The sequence below is a fragment of the Micromonospora sp. RL09-050-HVF-A genome, from assembly GCF_019374995.1.
In the GTDB taxonomy this organism is placed as follows: domain Bacteria; phylum Actinomycetota; class Actinomycetes; order Mycobacteriales; family Micromonosporaceae; genus Micromonospora; species Micromonospora antibiotica.
Map to the genome: position 1 here is coordinate 828,725 of NZ_JAGKQP010000002.1, position 15,556 is coordinate 844,280.

The following is a 15,556-nucleotide window of genomic DNA, read 5'->3' on the forward strand; positions in this document are numbered from 1 at the left end:
CGGCAGCATAGCCCGAAAGTTTCGGAGGTCGGGGGTCGGGCCGGCCGGCGCGGCGGTCGGACCGCTCGTCATCGACGGTCGCCGCCGACCCGTGTCGAGGGCCGCCGTCGCTCGACAGGGACTCGAAACTTTCTCGAAACGGAAGTATCCGGTACGTCCTGTCCCCGGCCGGCGGACCGGTCCGCCGAAATCGGGCCGGGGCGAACCGCCCACCCGGCCCGATTTCGACTCCGGCCGCCCATGCGGCATGCTGGTGCCCGGCGGCAGGAACCTCTGTCGGCGGCCGGCGACGACCCGCGGACACGCGGTCGTCCCTGCGCGGGACGTGCGGGAGGACAGGGCGGCGATGGCCGAGGCTCAGGCGAGGCGTTCCGTGTTCACCGGCACCGGTGAGATGGCCGGGCGGATGCGCGCCCTCGACTGGTCCGCCACCTCCCTCGGCGCGGTCGAGAGCTGGCCGGCGAGCCTGCGTACCGCCACCCGGATCTGCCTGACCTCCCGCTTCCCCATGATCGTGTGGTGGGGGCCGGAGCTGCGGTTCCTCTACAACGACGCCTACGGCCCGCTGCTCGGCAGCAAACACCCCGCCCTCGGCAAGCCGGGCGACCAGGTGTGGGCCGAGATCTGGCACATCATCGGTCCGATGCTGCGGGGCGTGGTGGAGACCGGCGAGGCGACCTGGTCGGAGGACCTGCTGCTGCCGATGAACCGGCACGGCTACTGGGAGGAGACGTACTGGACGTACTCCTACAGCCCGCTGCACGACGACGACGGCGTGGTACGCGGCGTCTTCACCGCGGTCAGCGACACCACCGAGCGGGTGATCGGTGAGCGCCGGCTCGCCGCGTTGCAGGACCTGGGCGCCCAGGCCGGCACCGCCCGTACCGTGGGCGAGGCCTGTGACCTGGTCGTCGGCTCGCTCGGCCGGTCCGCGGTCGACGTGCCGTACGCGGCCGTGCACCTGCGGACCCGCGGCGGTGAGCTGCGCCCGGCCGCCAGCACCCTGGCCGGTGAGGTCGACCGGTCCGACCCGACCGCACCGCCGGTGTGGCCGGTCGCCGAGGTGCTCGCCACCGGCCGGCCCGCCCACGTCACCGACGTCGTCGCCCGCATCGGTGACCTGCCCACCGGCGGTTGGCAGACCGCGCCGACCGAGGCGGTGGTGCTGCCCCTGCACGGCGAGACCGGCGCCGAGGACATCGGTGTCATCGTCCTGGCCGCCAGCGCCGGACGGGCCCTCGACGACGGCTACCGCACCTTCCTCGACCTGGTCGCCCGGCAGGCCGCCGCCCTGATCAACGGTGCGGTGGCCTACGAGGTGCAGCAGCAGCGGGCCGAGGAACTGGTCGAGTTGGACCGGGCCAAGACGGCGTTCTTCTCCAACATCAGCCACGAGTTCCGCACCCCGCTCACCCTGATCAGCGGGCCGTTGCAGGAGTTGCGGGCCCGCCTCGGCGACCAGGACGAGCAGGTCCGCGACGAGCTGGAGGTGATGCACCGCAACGCGTTGCGGCTGGGCAAGCTGGTCACCGCACTGCTCGACTTCTCCCGCATCGAGGCCGGCCGGATGCAGGCGAGCTACGAACCCGTCGACCTGGCCCGGTTCACCGCCGAACTGGCCAGTGTCTTCCGGGCGGCGGTCGAACGCGCCGGCCTCACCCTGGACGTCGACTGCCCGCCGCTGTCCCGGCCGGTCCACGTCGACCGGACGATGTGGGAGAAGGTGCTCCTCAACCTGCTCAGCAACGCGCTGAAGTTCACCTTCCAGGGCGGTATCCGGGTGTCCGTCGCCGAGCGCGACGGCATGCCGACCGTGCAGGTCGCCGACACCGGTGTCGGGGTGCCGGCCGACGAGATCCCCCGGCTGTTCGAGCGCTTCCACCGGGTCCCGCAGGCCCGGTCCCGGTCCCACGAGGGCAGCGGCATCGGACTGGCCCTGGTGCAGGAGCTGGTCGGCCTGCACGGCGGCACCATCACCGTCGACAGCACCCCGGACGTCGGGACCGCCTTCACCGTGCGGTTGTCGTACGGCGTGGCCCACCTGCCCGCCGAGCACGTCGTCACCGGCATCGGCACGGCGACGCCGTCGGACACCGCCGAGCCGTTCGTCCAGGAGGCGCTGCGCTGGCTGCCCGCCGGCGACACCGACGACCGGCCGGCCGGACGACCACCGCCGGCTGACCGTCCCGGCCCGGACCGTCCCCGGGTGCTCGTCGCCGACGACAACGCCGACATGCGCGAGTACCTGCACCGGCTGCTGCGTTCCCGGTACGACGTCACCGCCGTGGGTGACGGGCTCGCCGCCCTGGCGCGGGCCCGAACCGACCTGCCCGACCTGATCGTCAGCGACGTGATGATGCCCGGCCTGGACGGCCTCGAACTGGTCGCCGCGCTGCGCGCCGAACCCCGCACCATGGGGGTGCCGGTGCTGCTGTTGTCGGCCCGCGCCGGTCAGGAGGCCGCCGTCGAGGGGCTGGAGGCCGGCGCCGACGACTACCTGGTCAAGCCCTTCTCCGCCGAGGAGCTGTTGGCCCGGGTCCGGGCCAACGTCGACCTGGCCCGGTTGCGCAACCACCACGCCAACTGGCGGGCTGCGATGATCAACTCGCTGCAGGAGGGCTTCTTCGTCCTCGACGCCGACGGCGCGTTGGTGGAGATGAACACCGCCTTCGCCGACCTGTTCGGCTACGGCCCGGAGGGCCTGCCCTACCGTCCGCGCTATCCATGGTGGCCCGACGAGACCACCGACCCGTCGGCACACCGGCTGGTGGCCGACACGTTCTCCCAGGCCATGACGGTGACCCACGGCTCGTTCGTGGTGCCGCAGCGGCACCGCGACGGTCACCGGCTCTGGACGGCGGTCGCCTTCAACGCGGTCACCGACGACCACGGCCGGCGGCTGGTGGTCGGCACCATCCGCGACGTCACCGCCGAACGGTACGCGGTGCAGCGGGAGACCGCCCTCAGCGCGCTCAACCAGCGGTTGTCCCGGGCCGCCAGCACCACCGAGGTGTTGCGCGCCGGAGTGGAGGAACTACGCCAGCTGTGGCAGGCGCACCGGGTGCTCGCCACCCACTGGCCGGCGGCCGGCACCCCGACGGTGACCGGCACGCCGACCACCGACTGGGCGCAGCTGCCCGACCCGGTGCGCGACACCGTCACCGCGCTGCGGTCGCAGCCACCCCTGCGGATCACCATCGACCCGGCCACCAGTGTCCGGCCGGCCGGGGCCGGCACCACTGTCGACTCGCCGCAGGGTCCGCTGGTGATCTGGCTCGAACTCGACCCGGCGCGGGGTTTCGGCACCGAGGACCAGATGCTGCTGCTGCTCCTGTGCGGTGCCCTCGGGCAGGCGTTGCACCGGGCGCACGCCGCCGACCAGCAACGCGAGGTGGCGGTCGCGCTGCAACGGTCCATCCTCGGCCCGGCCGAGCTGCCCGCCGGCTTCGCCGTACGCTACGAGCCGGCGACCCGCCCCCTGGAGGTCGGCGGCGACTGGTACGACGCGGTGAGCCTGCCCGACGGCCGGATCGGCATCGTCGTCGGGGACTGCGTCGGCCGGGGCCTGCCCGCCGCCGCGGTGATGGGGCAACTGCGCAGTGCCTGCCGGGCCCTGCTGCTGGAGGCGTCCGGCCCGGCCCAGGTGCTCACCGCCCTGGACCGGTTCGCCCGGATGCTGCCCGGGGCGTCCTGCACCACGGTGTTCTGCGGCATCCTCGACCCGGAGACCGGCGAGCTGACCTACAGCAGCGCCGGGCACCCCCCGGCGATCCTCACCCACCCGGACGGCCGCACCGAGCTGCTGGCCGCCGGTCGGGGCAGCCCGCTGGGCATCCCGTCCCCCGGTGGACGCCCCGACGCGACAAGCGTCGTACCGCCCCGGGCCGTGCTGCTGCTCTACACCGACGGACTGGTGGAACGCCGTCGCCAGTCGCTCGACAGCGGGATCGCCCAGGCCGCCTCCGCCGTGCGGGAGCACCACACCGCCGGGGTGCAGCAGCTCGCCGACCGGGTGATGGACCGGATGACCCCGCAGGGCGGCTACGACGACATCGCCCTGCTGCTCTACCGCCACCCGGCACCGCTGGAGTTGTCGTTTCCCGCCGACCGGTTGCAGATGGCCCCGGTGCGCTCCACGCTGCGGCAGTGGCTGCGGCGTACCGGCGCCGACCCGCACGTGGCCCAGGACGTACTCGTCGCCACCGGGGAGGCCTGCGCCAACGCGGTCGAGCACGGCCACCGCGACGCCCGCCCCGGGCTGATCCGGCTGCACGCGGTGGCCGCCGGTGCGGACCTGTTCGTCACGGTGGCCGACTCGGGGCGGTGGAAGGTGCCCGAGATCGACCATGACCGGGGGCGCGGCATCAACCTGATGCGCGCGCTGATGGCACACGTCGACATCCGGACCACCGATGCCGGCACCACCGTCGAGCTGCACACGAGGATCCCCGCATGAACACGCCCCTGGGCCTGTCCACCGGCCTGCGGGCCGACGGCGCACCGGTGCTGACCGTCACCGGCGAGATCGACATGAGCAACGCCGACGAGTTCCGGGCGGCGATCGTCGACGCCGTCGTCGACGGGCACCGGCTGACCGTCGACCTGACCGCCGTGGAATACCTGGACAGCGCCGCCCTCGCCGCGTTGTTCGCCCACGTCGACCGCCTGTCGGTGGTGGCGAACCCGCTGCTGGACAGCGTCCTGACCATCTCCGGTCTGGGTCGACTCACCACGGTCACGATCCGCGACTGAGCCGCCCGGCCGGCGGGTGACCCGGCGCCCCGGGTGATCAGCTCGCCGTCACGCAGAACTCGTTGCCGTCCGGATCGGCCAGCACGATGTCGCCGTCCGCGCCGGCATCCAGCCGGGTGGCCCCGAGGGCGACCAGTCGGTCGACCTCCGCCTGCTGGTCGCCCTCGGGGGCGAGGTCCAGTCGCTGCCGGTTGCGGCCCTGCCTGGGAGCCACGGGCGGACCACCCCAGGCGATCTTCGTGCCGCCGTGCGGTGACTGGACGGCGGTCTCCTGGTCCTGGTCCCAGACCAGCGGCCAGCCCAACGCCGCGCTCCAGAAGAGACCGACCGCCCGGGTGCCGTCGCAGGCGATCTCCCCGAGTGGACCGCAACCGGCGAGGAAGTTGTTGTCCGCCTCGATGACGCAGAACTCGTTGCCCTCGGGGTCGGCCAGCACGATGTGCCCCTCCTCGGGTCGCTGCCCGACGTCGAGGTGGGCGCCGCCGAGGTCCAGCGCGGTCGCCACCTGCCGCTGCTGGTCGTCGGGGCTGGTGCTGGTCAGGTGCAGGTGCATCCGGTTCGGACCGGCCTTGCGGGTGGGGCTCGGGACGAACCGGAGGCCGAGCTGGGTGTCCGTGCCGGGCAGGAGCGCCCGACCGGTGGCGTCCTCGACGACCTCCCGGTCGAGCAGGCCGGCCCAGAAGCGCGCCAGTCGGGTCGGATGTCGGGCGTCGAGGGTCAACGTCAGGGGTCCCGAGAGCATCACCGCACCGTAGACACCGGCCGGTGCGGCGACAAGGCAATATCGCCGGGCCCCGACCGGAGCGCGCGGCGGGCCCGATCCCCGCCCGCCGCGCCGGTCTCGCCCCAGCCGTGCCCGCCGCGCCGGTCTCGCGCCCCCAGCTGCCCGCCCCAGCCGCCGGCGGCACCCGGCGGGTGCCCGGTCAGTGGCCGTGCCAGGAACGCCACAGGGACGCGTAGACGCCGTCGCTGGCGACCAGGTCGTCGTGCCGGCCGATCTCGGTGATCCGGCCGTCCTCCAGCACCGCCACCCGGTCGGCGTCGTGCGCGGTGTTGAGCCGGTGCGCGATGGCGATCACCGTCCGGCCGGCCAGCACCGCACCGAGCGCCCGCTCGGTGCGCCGGGCGGTCGTCGGGTCCAGCGCGGCGGTCGCCTCGTCGAGGATCAGGATGTCCGGGTCGGCCAGGACGAGCCGGGCCAACGCCAACTGCTGGGCCTCGGCCGGGCCCAGGTCGCGCACCCCGGCCCCGAGCGGGGTGTCGAGGCCGTCCGGCAGATCGGCGTGCCAGTCGGCCCCCACCGCCGCCAGGGCGGCCCGCAACTGCGCGTCGGTGCCGCCCGGCGCGGCGAACACCAGGTTGTCCCGCAGCGTGCCGAGGAAGACGTGGTGCTCCTGGGTGACCAGGGCGATCCGGCGGCGGCGTTCGGCCGGGTCGAGGTCGGTGACCGGGACCCCGCCGAGGCTCACCATCCCCCGGGCGGGCACGTCGATGCCGGCGAGCAACCGGGCCAGGGTGGACTTGCCCGCCCCGGACGGGCCGACCACGGCCAGCCGTTCCCCCGCCGCGACCGTCAGGTCGATGCCGTGCAGCACCTGCGGGCCGCCCGCGTACCGGAACGTGGCCCCGCGCACCTGCACCATGCGCCCGGTGGGCAGGGCCGCCCGGCCCCGGGGCTCCGGCGGCACCTGCCCCACCCCGAGCACCCGGGCGTACGAGGCGACGCCGCGCTGCGCCTGCTCCACCCACAGCAGCAGCCGGTCCAGCGGGTCGATCGCCTGTTGCAGGTAGAGCGCGGCGGCGACCACCTCACCCAGGCTGACCCGTCCCCGCGACAGCAGCACACCCCCGGTGAGCAGCACGGCGGCGATCGGGAGCGGATAGCTGCCCTCCACCACCGGAAAGAACGCCGACCGCAGGGCGAGGGTGGCCCGTCGGGTGGTCCACACCGCGCCGATGCGGGCGGTGCCGTGGGCGACCCGGTCACGGCCCAGCCGCAACGCCTCGACGGTGCGGGCGCCCTCGGCGGTCGTGGTCAGCGCCTCGGTCAGCTCCGCCGTCGCCGCCCCTCGGCCAGGTAGGCGGGGGTGGCCCGGCGCAGATACCGGTGGACCGCCAACCCGATCGACGGGAACCCGGCGAGCGCGACCAGGCCGAGCAGCGGGTCCAGCAGGAACACCGCGCCGAACAGCAGCGTCAACTGGGTGCCCGCGATGACCAGCACCGGCACCACGTCACGCAGCATGGTGCCCACCGTGGACACGTCCACCGAGCTGCGGGTGGCCAGGTCACCGGTGCCGGCGTGCTCGACCACCGAGACGGGCAGGCCGAGCAGGCGGGTCACGAAGTCCTCGCGCAGCCGCGCCACGGCCCGCTCACCGAACCGGTGCCCGGCGTACTGGGCGTAGCGGGCGAGCAGCCCCTGCACCAGCACGCAGCCCCCGATGGCCAGCGCCAGCCGGTCCACCGCGCCCGCCCCGGCCCCGGCGGTGACCTGGTCGACGATCCGCCCGATCAGCCACGGCGCGGCCAGCCCGGCGAGGGCGGCGGCGCTGTGCAACGCCAGCACCCCGACGACCGCCCACCGGTCACCGGCGAGCACGTCGCGGGCGGCCCGCCGGACCACCGCCGCACTCGCGACCGGGAGCTTCGTCATCGTCCGGCCCGCCCCACCGGCGTGTCGTCGGTGCCGCTGGTCCGCCAGACCAGCCGCCGGTAGTCCGGGTCGGCGGCCAGCAGCGCGGTGTGCGTCCCGGTGCCGGTGATCCGACCGTCGCGCAGGTGGGCGACCGTGTCGGCGTGCCCGAGCAGCACCGGTGAGGTGCTCAGCAGCACCGTCGTGCGGCCCGTACGGGCCAGCCGCAGGCGCTGCGCCACCCGGGCCTCGGTGTGTGCGTCCACCGCCGACGTCGGGTCGACCAGGATCAGCACCTCCGGGTCGGCGAGCAGGGCGCGGGCCAGCCGGACCCGCTGCCGCTGACCGCCGGAGAGGGTACGGGCCCGGTCGCCGACCGGGGCGTCGAGACCGTCGGGCAGCCCTTCGACGACGTCGCGGGCCGACGCCACGTGCAACGCCGCGTCGATCCGGGCGTCGTCGACGGTGCCCTGTGGACCGGCGAGGATCTGCCGCAGCGTCCCGGCGAAGAGGTACCCGTCGTGGTCGGCGACCAGGATGCGGGAGCGCACCTCGTCGAGGTCGACGGCCGTCAGCGGGACCCCGCCCCAGGTGACCGCGCCGGTGACGTACCGCCCCAGCCGGTCGGCCAGGGCCGCCGCGTCGCCCGGGTCGTCGGCGGCGACGCCGATCAACCGGCCCACCGGGACCGTCAGCCCGCTGTCGGGGTCGTGCAGCGGGGCCGGGCCGGCCGGGGCGGGACAGGTCGCCGGGCCGCCCACCGGGTCGGGGGCGAGCCGGAGCAGGTCGACGATCCGCCGGGCGGCGACCCGGCCCTGGATCAACTGGTAGCTGCCCTCCAGCAGGAACCAGACCGGCACGATGAGCACCGCCACGTAGCCGTAGACGGCCACCAGTTGCCCGACGGTGATCTCGCCCGCCGCGGCCGTGCGGGCGGCCAGCCACACCACCACGGCGAGGAACAGCCCGGGGATGACGGCGGTCAGCGCGTCGACCCAGCTGAGCACCGCACCGACCCGGTAGCCCTCGGCCCGCAGCCGTTGCGACCGGGCGGCGTACCGGCGGGCGAACAGGTGCCGGCCGCCCACCCCGGCGAGCACCCGCAGGCCGGCGACGATGTCGTCGGCCCGGGTGGTCAGCTCGCCCTGCTGTTGCCGGTAGACCGCCTCGGCCCGCTCCAGCTGGCGCAGCAGCGGGCCCACGACCAGCGCGATCACCGGCACCCCGAGCAGCGTCACCAGCGCCAGCACCGGGTCGATCGACCAGAGCACCACGGCCGCGACCGCGTACGCCAGTACCGCGCCCACCCCGGGGCCGGTCAGCGTGAGCACCTGCGAGGTGCGCACGATGTCGTACCCGCCGACGGTGGCGACGTCCCCGGCGGCGAGCCGGCGGGGCAGCACCGCCCCGACCCGGGCGAGTTGCCGCAGCAGCACGGCCGCCGAGCGGGCGCTGGCATCCTCGCGGATGAACGTCATGGTCCGGTGCCGCATGATGCCCGCCCAGGCCAGCGCGGCCCCGGCGACGACGATCGCGGCGACCCAGCCGAGCAACGCCCCGGTGTCGCCGGTGCGCAGCCCGTCGTCGACGGCACGGGCGACCAGGAACGGCCGCACCGACAACCCCACCATCCAGACCGTGCCGAACAGTGACCCGCGCAGCACCCGCCACGGTTGGCTGCGGACCAGCCACCAGATGTACCGCAGCGGTCCCGCCGTGTCCGGGGTGCCCGGGTCCGGGTGGGGCAGGCGTGGAGGCACCGACCCAGGCTAGTCACCGGCCGTCGGCCGCACCGGCCCGTACGCGGCCACGGCGCGGTGGCGTACACCTCAGTGCCCGGCGGGGTGGCGGCATTGACGCGGCGTACGGCGACCGGCAAGCTCCTGTGCTCGGATCGTCGGCGGGGGGTCGCCGGCCACGGCGGGGGAGGGGCGATGACGCGGCGGCCGGCAACCCGCTTGTCGTCGCTGCTCACCACGCTGCTCGTCGTCGGCACGGCGACGGTGGCCGTCCCCGACCCGGCGCGTGCGGCGGCACCGGCCACGGTGTGCCGGGTCCGCGACGGGCGGCTGACCGAGATCTCCGGCATGGTCGCCACCGACTCCGGGTTCGTGATGGTCAACGACGGCGCCGACGAGGCGTCCCGGCGGCGCATCTTCTTCCTCGACACCCGGTGTGCGGTGGTGCGCACGGTGGCCTACCCGTCGCGGCCCCGCGACACCGAGGACCTGGCGGTCGGCGCGGACGGCACGGTCTGGGTCGCCGACACCGGCGACAACGACCGGACCCGGTCGACGGTGGCGCTGTGGAAGCTCGCGCCCGGGGCCCGCCGGCCGGTGCTGCACCGCCTGGCGTACCCCGACGGGGCGCACGACGCGGAGGCGCTGCTGCTCGACGGGGCCGGCCGGCCGGTGCTGGTGACCAAGCAGGGCGGCAGCGCCGGCGTCTACCTGCCGGCCGGGTCGCTGCGGGCCGGCGCGACGGTGCCGTTGACGCTGGCCGGGCAGGTCCGGTTGCCACTCACCACGACCCCGAACCCGTACTCGTTCTTCGGCCGTCGGCTGGTCACCGGCGGGGCCGTCGCCCCGGACGGCCGCCGGGTCGTGCTGCGCACCTACGCCGACGCCTTCGAGTACGAGGTGACCGACGGCGACGTGGTGGCCGCGCTGACCGGCGGCACGCCCCGGACCGTGGCGCTGCCCGACGAGCCGCAGGGCGAGTCGGTCAGTTACAGCCGCGACGGCCGCTGGCTGCTCACCGTCTCCGAGACCGCCGGTCAGCCACCCGGCACCCGGCCGACGGTGCTGCGTTACGCCCGCCCGGCGGCCCCCACGCCGGCCGTGTCGTCCCCACCCGCCCCGACGGCGTCCGACGGAGCCCCGACAGCAGCGTCCCCGGGCGCGACCGCCACCGCCGTTGCCCGGTCCGGCGTCGACGGGACCCGGTCGCTGCTGCTGGGGGTCGGGGTGATCGTCGCCGGCCTGCTGCTGGCGGCGCTGGTCGGGGTCGTCCGGGCGCGGCGGACCCGCCACTGAAGCGGGGGACGGCGACGGCCGGGTGTCCCGGTGAGGGATGCTGGACCCGTGCAGATCAGCATCCTCGGCCCGCTCGCCGTCGACGGCCGGCCGGTCCGGGGCGAACGGCTCGCCGCCGTGATCCGCACGCTGGTCGACGCGCGGGGCCGGGCGGTCTCCACCCCGTTGCTGGTGGACGCGGTGTGGGACGGCACGCCCCCGGACGACGCGACCGGCGCGGTACAGGCCCTGGTCTCCCGGGTACGCCGGCTCGGGCTGCCGGTGCTCGCGGTGCCGGGTGGCTACCGGTTGCCCGCCGAACAGGTCACCGTCGACGCGGTCCGGGCCCGGTCGCTGCTGGAGCGGGGCCGGGCCGCCCTGCGTGACGGTGCCGGGCCGGCCGCCCGGGACGCCGCCGACGCGGCCCGGGTGCTGTTCCCCGAGGTCCCGGCCTGGGACACCGAGGAGACCAGCCGGCTGTTCGCCGACGTCGTCGCGTTGCGCGCCGAGGCGGCGTTGACCGGCCCCGGCCCGTATGACGACAGTGACCTGCGGCGGCTCGTCGCGCGGACCCCGCCGGACGAGCCGTCGGCCGCCCTGCTGGTCCGGATGCTCGCCGCCCAGGGGCGCGACGCCGAGGCCCTGGAGGTGGTCGCGCGGTTGCGCACCGAACTGGCCGACCGCTACGGCACCGACCCGTCGCCGGTGATTAGCCAGGTCCACCTGGCGTTGCTGCGGGGTGAACTGACCGCCCCGACCGGCCCGGCGTCGCCGGTCGCGTCGACCCGGACCGTGCTGCCGTCCGGGTGGCGGCGGCCGGTGACCGCGCTCGTCGGCCGGGACCGTGACGTCGAGGCGGTGGAGGCGGCGCTGACCGGCGCGGCCCTGGTGACGGTCGTGGCCACCGGCGGCGCGGGCAAGACCCGGCTCGCCGCCGAGGTGGTACGTCGGGCGGTGGCGGCCGGACGGCCGGCCCGGGTGATCGAACTGGCCGGGCTGCGGGCCGCCGAGGAGGTGCTGCCCGCCGTTCTGGCTGCTCTCGGCGGAGCGGACACCACGACGGCCGGCGGCACCCTGGGCCTCGACCGCCGGGTGCTCACCCCGCCGGAGCGGCTGCGTGCCCTGGCGCCGGATCTCGACGGCCTGGTGGTGCTGGACAACTGTGAACACCTGCTGGACCCGGTGGCGGCGGTCGTCGCGGACCTGGTCGCGGTGAGCCCACCGGAGGTGGCCGTGCTGGCGACCAGCCGGGCGCCGCTGGGCCTGGTCGGGGAACGGGTGCACCGGTTGACCGCGCTGCCCGACGCCGACGCGGTGGCGCTGGTCGAGTCCCGGGCCCGCGCCGGTGGTGCGGTGCCCACCTGGGACACCGACCGGACGTTGGCCCTGTGCCATCGCCTCGACAATCTCCCCCTGGCCCTCGAACTGGCCGCCGCCCGGCTGCGGCACATGCCGATCGACGACGTGCTGGCCGGGTTGACCGACCGGTTCGCGCTGCTCGACGCCGCGCTGCGCGGCCTGCCGGATCGGCACGCGAGCCTGTGGGCGATGGTCGACTGGAGCCGGGAACTGCTCGCCCCCGCCGACCGGGACCTGCTCCAGCGGGTCGCGGTGGTCCCCGCCCCGTTCACCGCCGACCTCGCCGCCGCCGTCGCCGGCCTGCCCGACGTCCGGCGTGGGTTGGCGCGGCTGGTCGAGCAGTCCCTGTTGACCCTCGTCGAGGGTGACGGTCCACCCCGCTACCGGATGCTGGAGACCGTCCGCGAGTACGGCGAGGCCCGGCTCGACGCGGCCGGTGACCGCGCCCCGGCGACGGCCGGCCTGGTCGGCTGGGCCCGACGGCAGGCGGTCGGGCTGCTCGACCGGTTCATCGGCCCCGGCCAGCTCGACGCGTTCGCCGGGTGCGCCGCCGAGCAGGACAACCTCGTCGCCGGCCTGCGGTGGGCGCTCGGGCACGACGACGAACCGGCCGCGGTGGACATCGCCACCCCGCTGTTCCACCTGTGGACGGTGCGGGGCCTGCACCTGGAGGTCTCCGGCTGGTCCCGGGGTCTGCTGCACCTCGACGCCCCCGACCGGCGGGGCGGCTCCGCGATTGTCTCCGGCCGGACCGGCGGCCGACCGCTGCCCGACGCCGACCGGCTGGCCTGGATGTGCCTGCTGGTGGCGGTCAACGCCGGCATCACCGGCCCGCTGCGGCTCACCGTGGTCGCCCGCCGGGCCCTGCGCCGGCTGCTGACCGAGCGGCCCGGGGAGGTGTCCTCCCGGCACGCGGTGCTCGCCTCGGTGCTGCCGGCGTTCGACCAGCTCGACCCGGAGCTGGCGATGCCGAGCACCACCGTGCTGGTCGAGCATCCCGACCCGTACGTGCAGGGCTTCGGCCTGTTCGCCCGCGCGGCGATCCGGGACAGCGGCGGCCTGCCGGCGGCGTCCCTGGCCGACGCCGAGCAGGCGTACCGGCGGTTCGGGGCGGCCGGTGACCACTGGGGGATGGCGATGGCGGCGCAGGCCGTCGGGCAGGCGCTGACCGTCACCGACGGCGGCGGGTCCACGACGTGGCTGGCGCGCGGCGTGCACCACATGGAGCTGATCGGCGCGACCCAGGACGTCCGTGCCGTGCAGGTGATGCTGGACGTGCAGCTCGCCCTGGGCGGCGACCCGGCGGCCGAGCGGCGGCTGGTCGAGACGGCGGCCCCCGGCCAGGGGGAGGAGATCGAGACCGCCCAGGCGAGCCTCGGCCTGGCTCGCCTGGCCTGGCAGCGCGGGCGGCACCCCGAGGCGCTCGGCCACGCCGACGCGGTGATCCGCGCGCTGGCCGGCTGGACCGGTCCGCCACCGCAGCCCCGGGTCGTGCTCCGGGTCGCGGTGGTGGTGCTGCATCTGCGGATCGCCGAGGTTTGGTCGGCGGCCCGGCACGACGTTGGCGCCCGCGCCGCCGACCTGCTGGCCGCCGCCGGCGCGGAGGCGCTGTCGTCGCGGGACCTGCCGGTGATCGGGACCTGGGCGTTGGGTGGCGCCGAACTCGCCGCCTGGTGCGGCGAGGTCGGGACCGCCCGTGAGCTGTTCGCGCTCGGTACCCGGCTGGGCAGCAACTCGGCGACCTTCTTCCCGTCCGGCGTCGGCGAACGGCTCACCGCCGCCCTCGGTGACGAGGCGCGACGGGAGCCGTTGCTGGCCGGGTGGCGGGCGCGGCCGGCCGCCGCGGCCACCGCCCGCGTCGGCGAGCTGATGGACGACCTGCTCGGCCGGGTCAGACCCGCCGACGGTACGCCCGCAGCGCCAGGGGCATGAACACCGCCACGAAGCCGGCGCACCACAGCAGCGTCCACCACACGTGGTTGCCGACCGGGGTGCCGAGGAACAGTCCGCGCATCGCCGTCACCAGGTGGGTCAGCGGGTTCACCGTCACCACCGCCTGCATCCAGCCCGGCAGGGTGCCGGCGGTGACGAACACGTTGGACGCGAAGCTCAACGGCATGATCAGCGCGAACATCACCCCCTGCACCGCGCCCGGCGTGCGGACCTTCATCCCGACGTAGACCGGCAGCCAGCTCAGGCAGAGCGCGAACAGCACCGCGAGCAGGCACCCGGCGAGGGCCTGCACCGGGCCGGACTCGATCCGGAAGCCGAGCAGGTAGCCGATCGCCAGCGTCGACACGGTCACGATCACGTACCGCACCACGTCGCCGAACACCGCCCCGACCAGCGGTGCGGACCGGGGGACGGGCAGCGAACGGAACCGGTCGAAGATGCCCTTGGCGATGTCGGTGTTGAGGTTGACACCGATCGCGATGCACCCGGTGGCGATGGTCTGCGCCAGGATGCCCGGCAGCAGGTACTGGAGGTAGTCGTGGGTGGAGCCGGCGACCGCGCCACCGAAGACGTACACGAAGATGACCAGGAACAGCACCGGTTGCAGGGTGACGTCGATCAACGCCTCCGGGGTCCGCCAGGTCTTGATCAGGCTGCGTTTGGCCAGCGCCAGCGAGTGCCGCAGCAGGCGCAACGGCCGGGGCTGCGCCACGACCGTGGACAGCGTCGGCCCGGTGCGGGGCGGGGTGCCGGTCAGGGTGCTCATGCGGCGACCTCCGTACGGGTGGTGTCGTCGTCGGCCGCGGTGCGGCCGGTGAGGGTGAAGAAGACCTCGTCGAGACTCGGCAGGTGCAGCGAGAGTTCGGTGACCGCGATGCCGGCGGCGGCCAGCCGGGCGACGCTCTCGGTCAGCGCGGAGTCGTCGGAGACCGGTACCGCGAGCACACCCCGGCGGATCTCGTCGGCGGGTGCGCCGGAGCCCACCCGGGACAGGATCGCCGCCGTCGGGGCCAGCTGTGCCGGGTCGGTCGGGCGTACCTCCAGGGTCTGTCCGCCGACGATCCGCTTGAGCCCGTCCGGGGTGTCGTGGGCGATGACGCGGCCGTGGTCGATCACCGTGATGGCGTCGGCCAGCGCGTCGGCCTCCTCCAGGTACTGCGTGGTGAGCAGCACGGTCGCCCCGTTGGTCACCAGCGACCGGACCACGTCCCACATGTCCTCGCGCTTGGCCGGGTCGAGGCCCGTCGTCGGCTCGTCCAGGAAGATCACGTCCGGTGAGCCGACCAGGCTGGCGGCCAGGTCCAGCCGGCGGCGCATCCCACCGGAGTAGGTCTTGGCCGGCCGGTTCGCGGCGGCGGTCAGGTCGAACCAGTCGAGCAGTTCGGCTGCCCGCCGTCGCGCGCCGGCCCGGCCGAGTTCCAGCAGCGTCCCGAACAGTTCCAGGTTCTGCCGCCCGGTCAGGTCCTCGTCGACCGAGGCGTACTGGCCGGTGAGGCCGATGGACTGCCGGACCCGCTCGGCCTGGCGTACCACGTCGAGGCCGTTGATCCGGGCGGTGCCGGCGTCCGGGGTCAGCAGCGTGGACAGGATGCGCACGGCGGTGGTCTTGCCGGCCCCGTTGGGGCCGAGCACCCCGAGCACGGTGCCCCGGGGCACGGCGAGGTCCACCCCCTGCAACGCCCGGGTGCGGCCGAAGGACTTGACCAGGCCCTCGGCCTCGATCATCAGTTCAGCTGTCATGCCGTGCAGCGTGCGCCGGTCGGCTGACACCGCGCCGACACGCCGCCGACACCGGCTGACATCCGCTGGCAGGGGGTGCTGCGGTGGCCCGGGGGATGGTGCG

8 protein-coding genes and 1 pseudogene are annotated in these 15,556 nt (G+C 75.1%); 4 read left to right on the forward strand and 5 right to left on the reverse strand.

Annotated features, from left to right (window positions below; all coding sequences use genetic code 11):
* Positions 1-346: 346 nt before the first annotated feature.
* Positions 347-4,456 carry a SpoIIE family protein phosphatase gene (locus J7462_RS03920; protein WP_219461890.1) on the forward strand — a complete coding sequence of 1,370 codons (4,110 nt, stop codon included), beginning with the start codon at positions 347-349 and terminating at the stop codon, positions 4,454-4,456.
* Positions 4,453-4,752: an STAS domain-containing protein gene (locus J7462_RS03925; protein ID WP_219461893.1), complete on the forward strand. Its 300-nt coding sequence runs from the start codon at positions 4,453-4,455 to the stop codon at positions 4,750-4,752. Before J7462_RS03920 ends, J7462_RS03925 begins: the two co-directional genes overlap by 4 nt.
* A gap of 37 nt (positions 4,753-4,789) precedes the next feature.
* On the opposite strand, the gene J7462_RS03930 is transcribed toward J7462_RS03925, so the two are convergent.
* From J7462_RS03930 to J7462_RS03940, 3 genes and pseudogenes are all read right to left on the reverse strand, one after another.
* A complete protein-coding gene (locus J7462_RS03930; RefSeq protein WP_219461895.1) occupies positions 4,790-5,494 on the reverse strand; it encodes a VOC family protein in 705 nt (234 codons plus the stop codon).
* Positions 5,495-5,675: 181 nt separating this feature from the next.
* A pseudogene (locus J7462_RS03935) lies at positions 5,676-7,408 on the reverse strand (ABC transporter ATP-binding protein).
* Positions 7,405-9,051 carry an ABC transporter ATP-binding protein gene (locus J7462_RS03940; protein WP_219469966.1) on the reverse strand — a complete coding sequence of 549 codons (1,647 nt, stop codon included), beginning with the start codon at positions 9,049-9,051 and terminating at the stop codon, positions 7,405-7,407. The pseudogene J7462_RS03935 and the gene J7462_RS03940 overlap by 4 nt, the downstream one beginning before the upstream one ends.
* Before the next feature lie 270 nt (positions 9,052-9,321).
* Here J7462_RS03940 and J7462_RS03945 point away from each other — a divergent pair, with 270 nt between their 5' ends.
* On the forward strand, positions 9,322-10,422 hold the full coding sequence (locus tag J7462_RS03945; RefSeq protein WP_255597573.1) for a hypothetical protein: 1,101 nt from the start codon (positions 9,322-9,324) through the stop codon (positions 10,420-10,422).
* Positions 10,423-10,470: 48 nt separating this feature from the next.
* Positions 10,471-13,692: a BTAD domain-containing putative transcriptional regulator gene (locus tag J7462_RS03950; RefSeq protein ID WP_219461897.1), complete on the forward strand. Its 3,222-nt coding sequence runs from the start codon at positions 10,471-10,473 to the stop codon at positions 13,690-13,692.
* Here the strand turns inward: J7462_RS03950 and J7462_RS03955 are convergent.
* Together J7462_RS03955 and J7462_RS03960 are read right to left on the reverse strand one after the other, a co-directional pair.
* Positions 13,652-14,479, reverse strand: coding sequence for an ABC transporter permease (locus J7462_RS03955; RefSeq protein WP_219461899.1), 828 nt, complete (start codon positions 14,477-14,479; stop codon positions 13,652-13,654). The genes J7462_RS03950 and J7462_RS03955 overlap by 41 nt on opposite strands.
* Positions 14,476-15,453, reverse strand: a complete 978-nt coding sequence (locus tag J7462_RS03960; RefSeq protein ID WP_219461907.1) for an ATP-binding cassette domain-containing protein — start codon at positions 15,451-15,453, stop codon at positions 14,476-14,478. Before J7462_RS03960 ends, J7462_RS03955 begins: the two co-directional genes overlap by 4 nt.
* Positions 15,454-15,556: the final 103 nt, after the last annotated feature.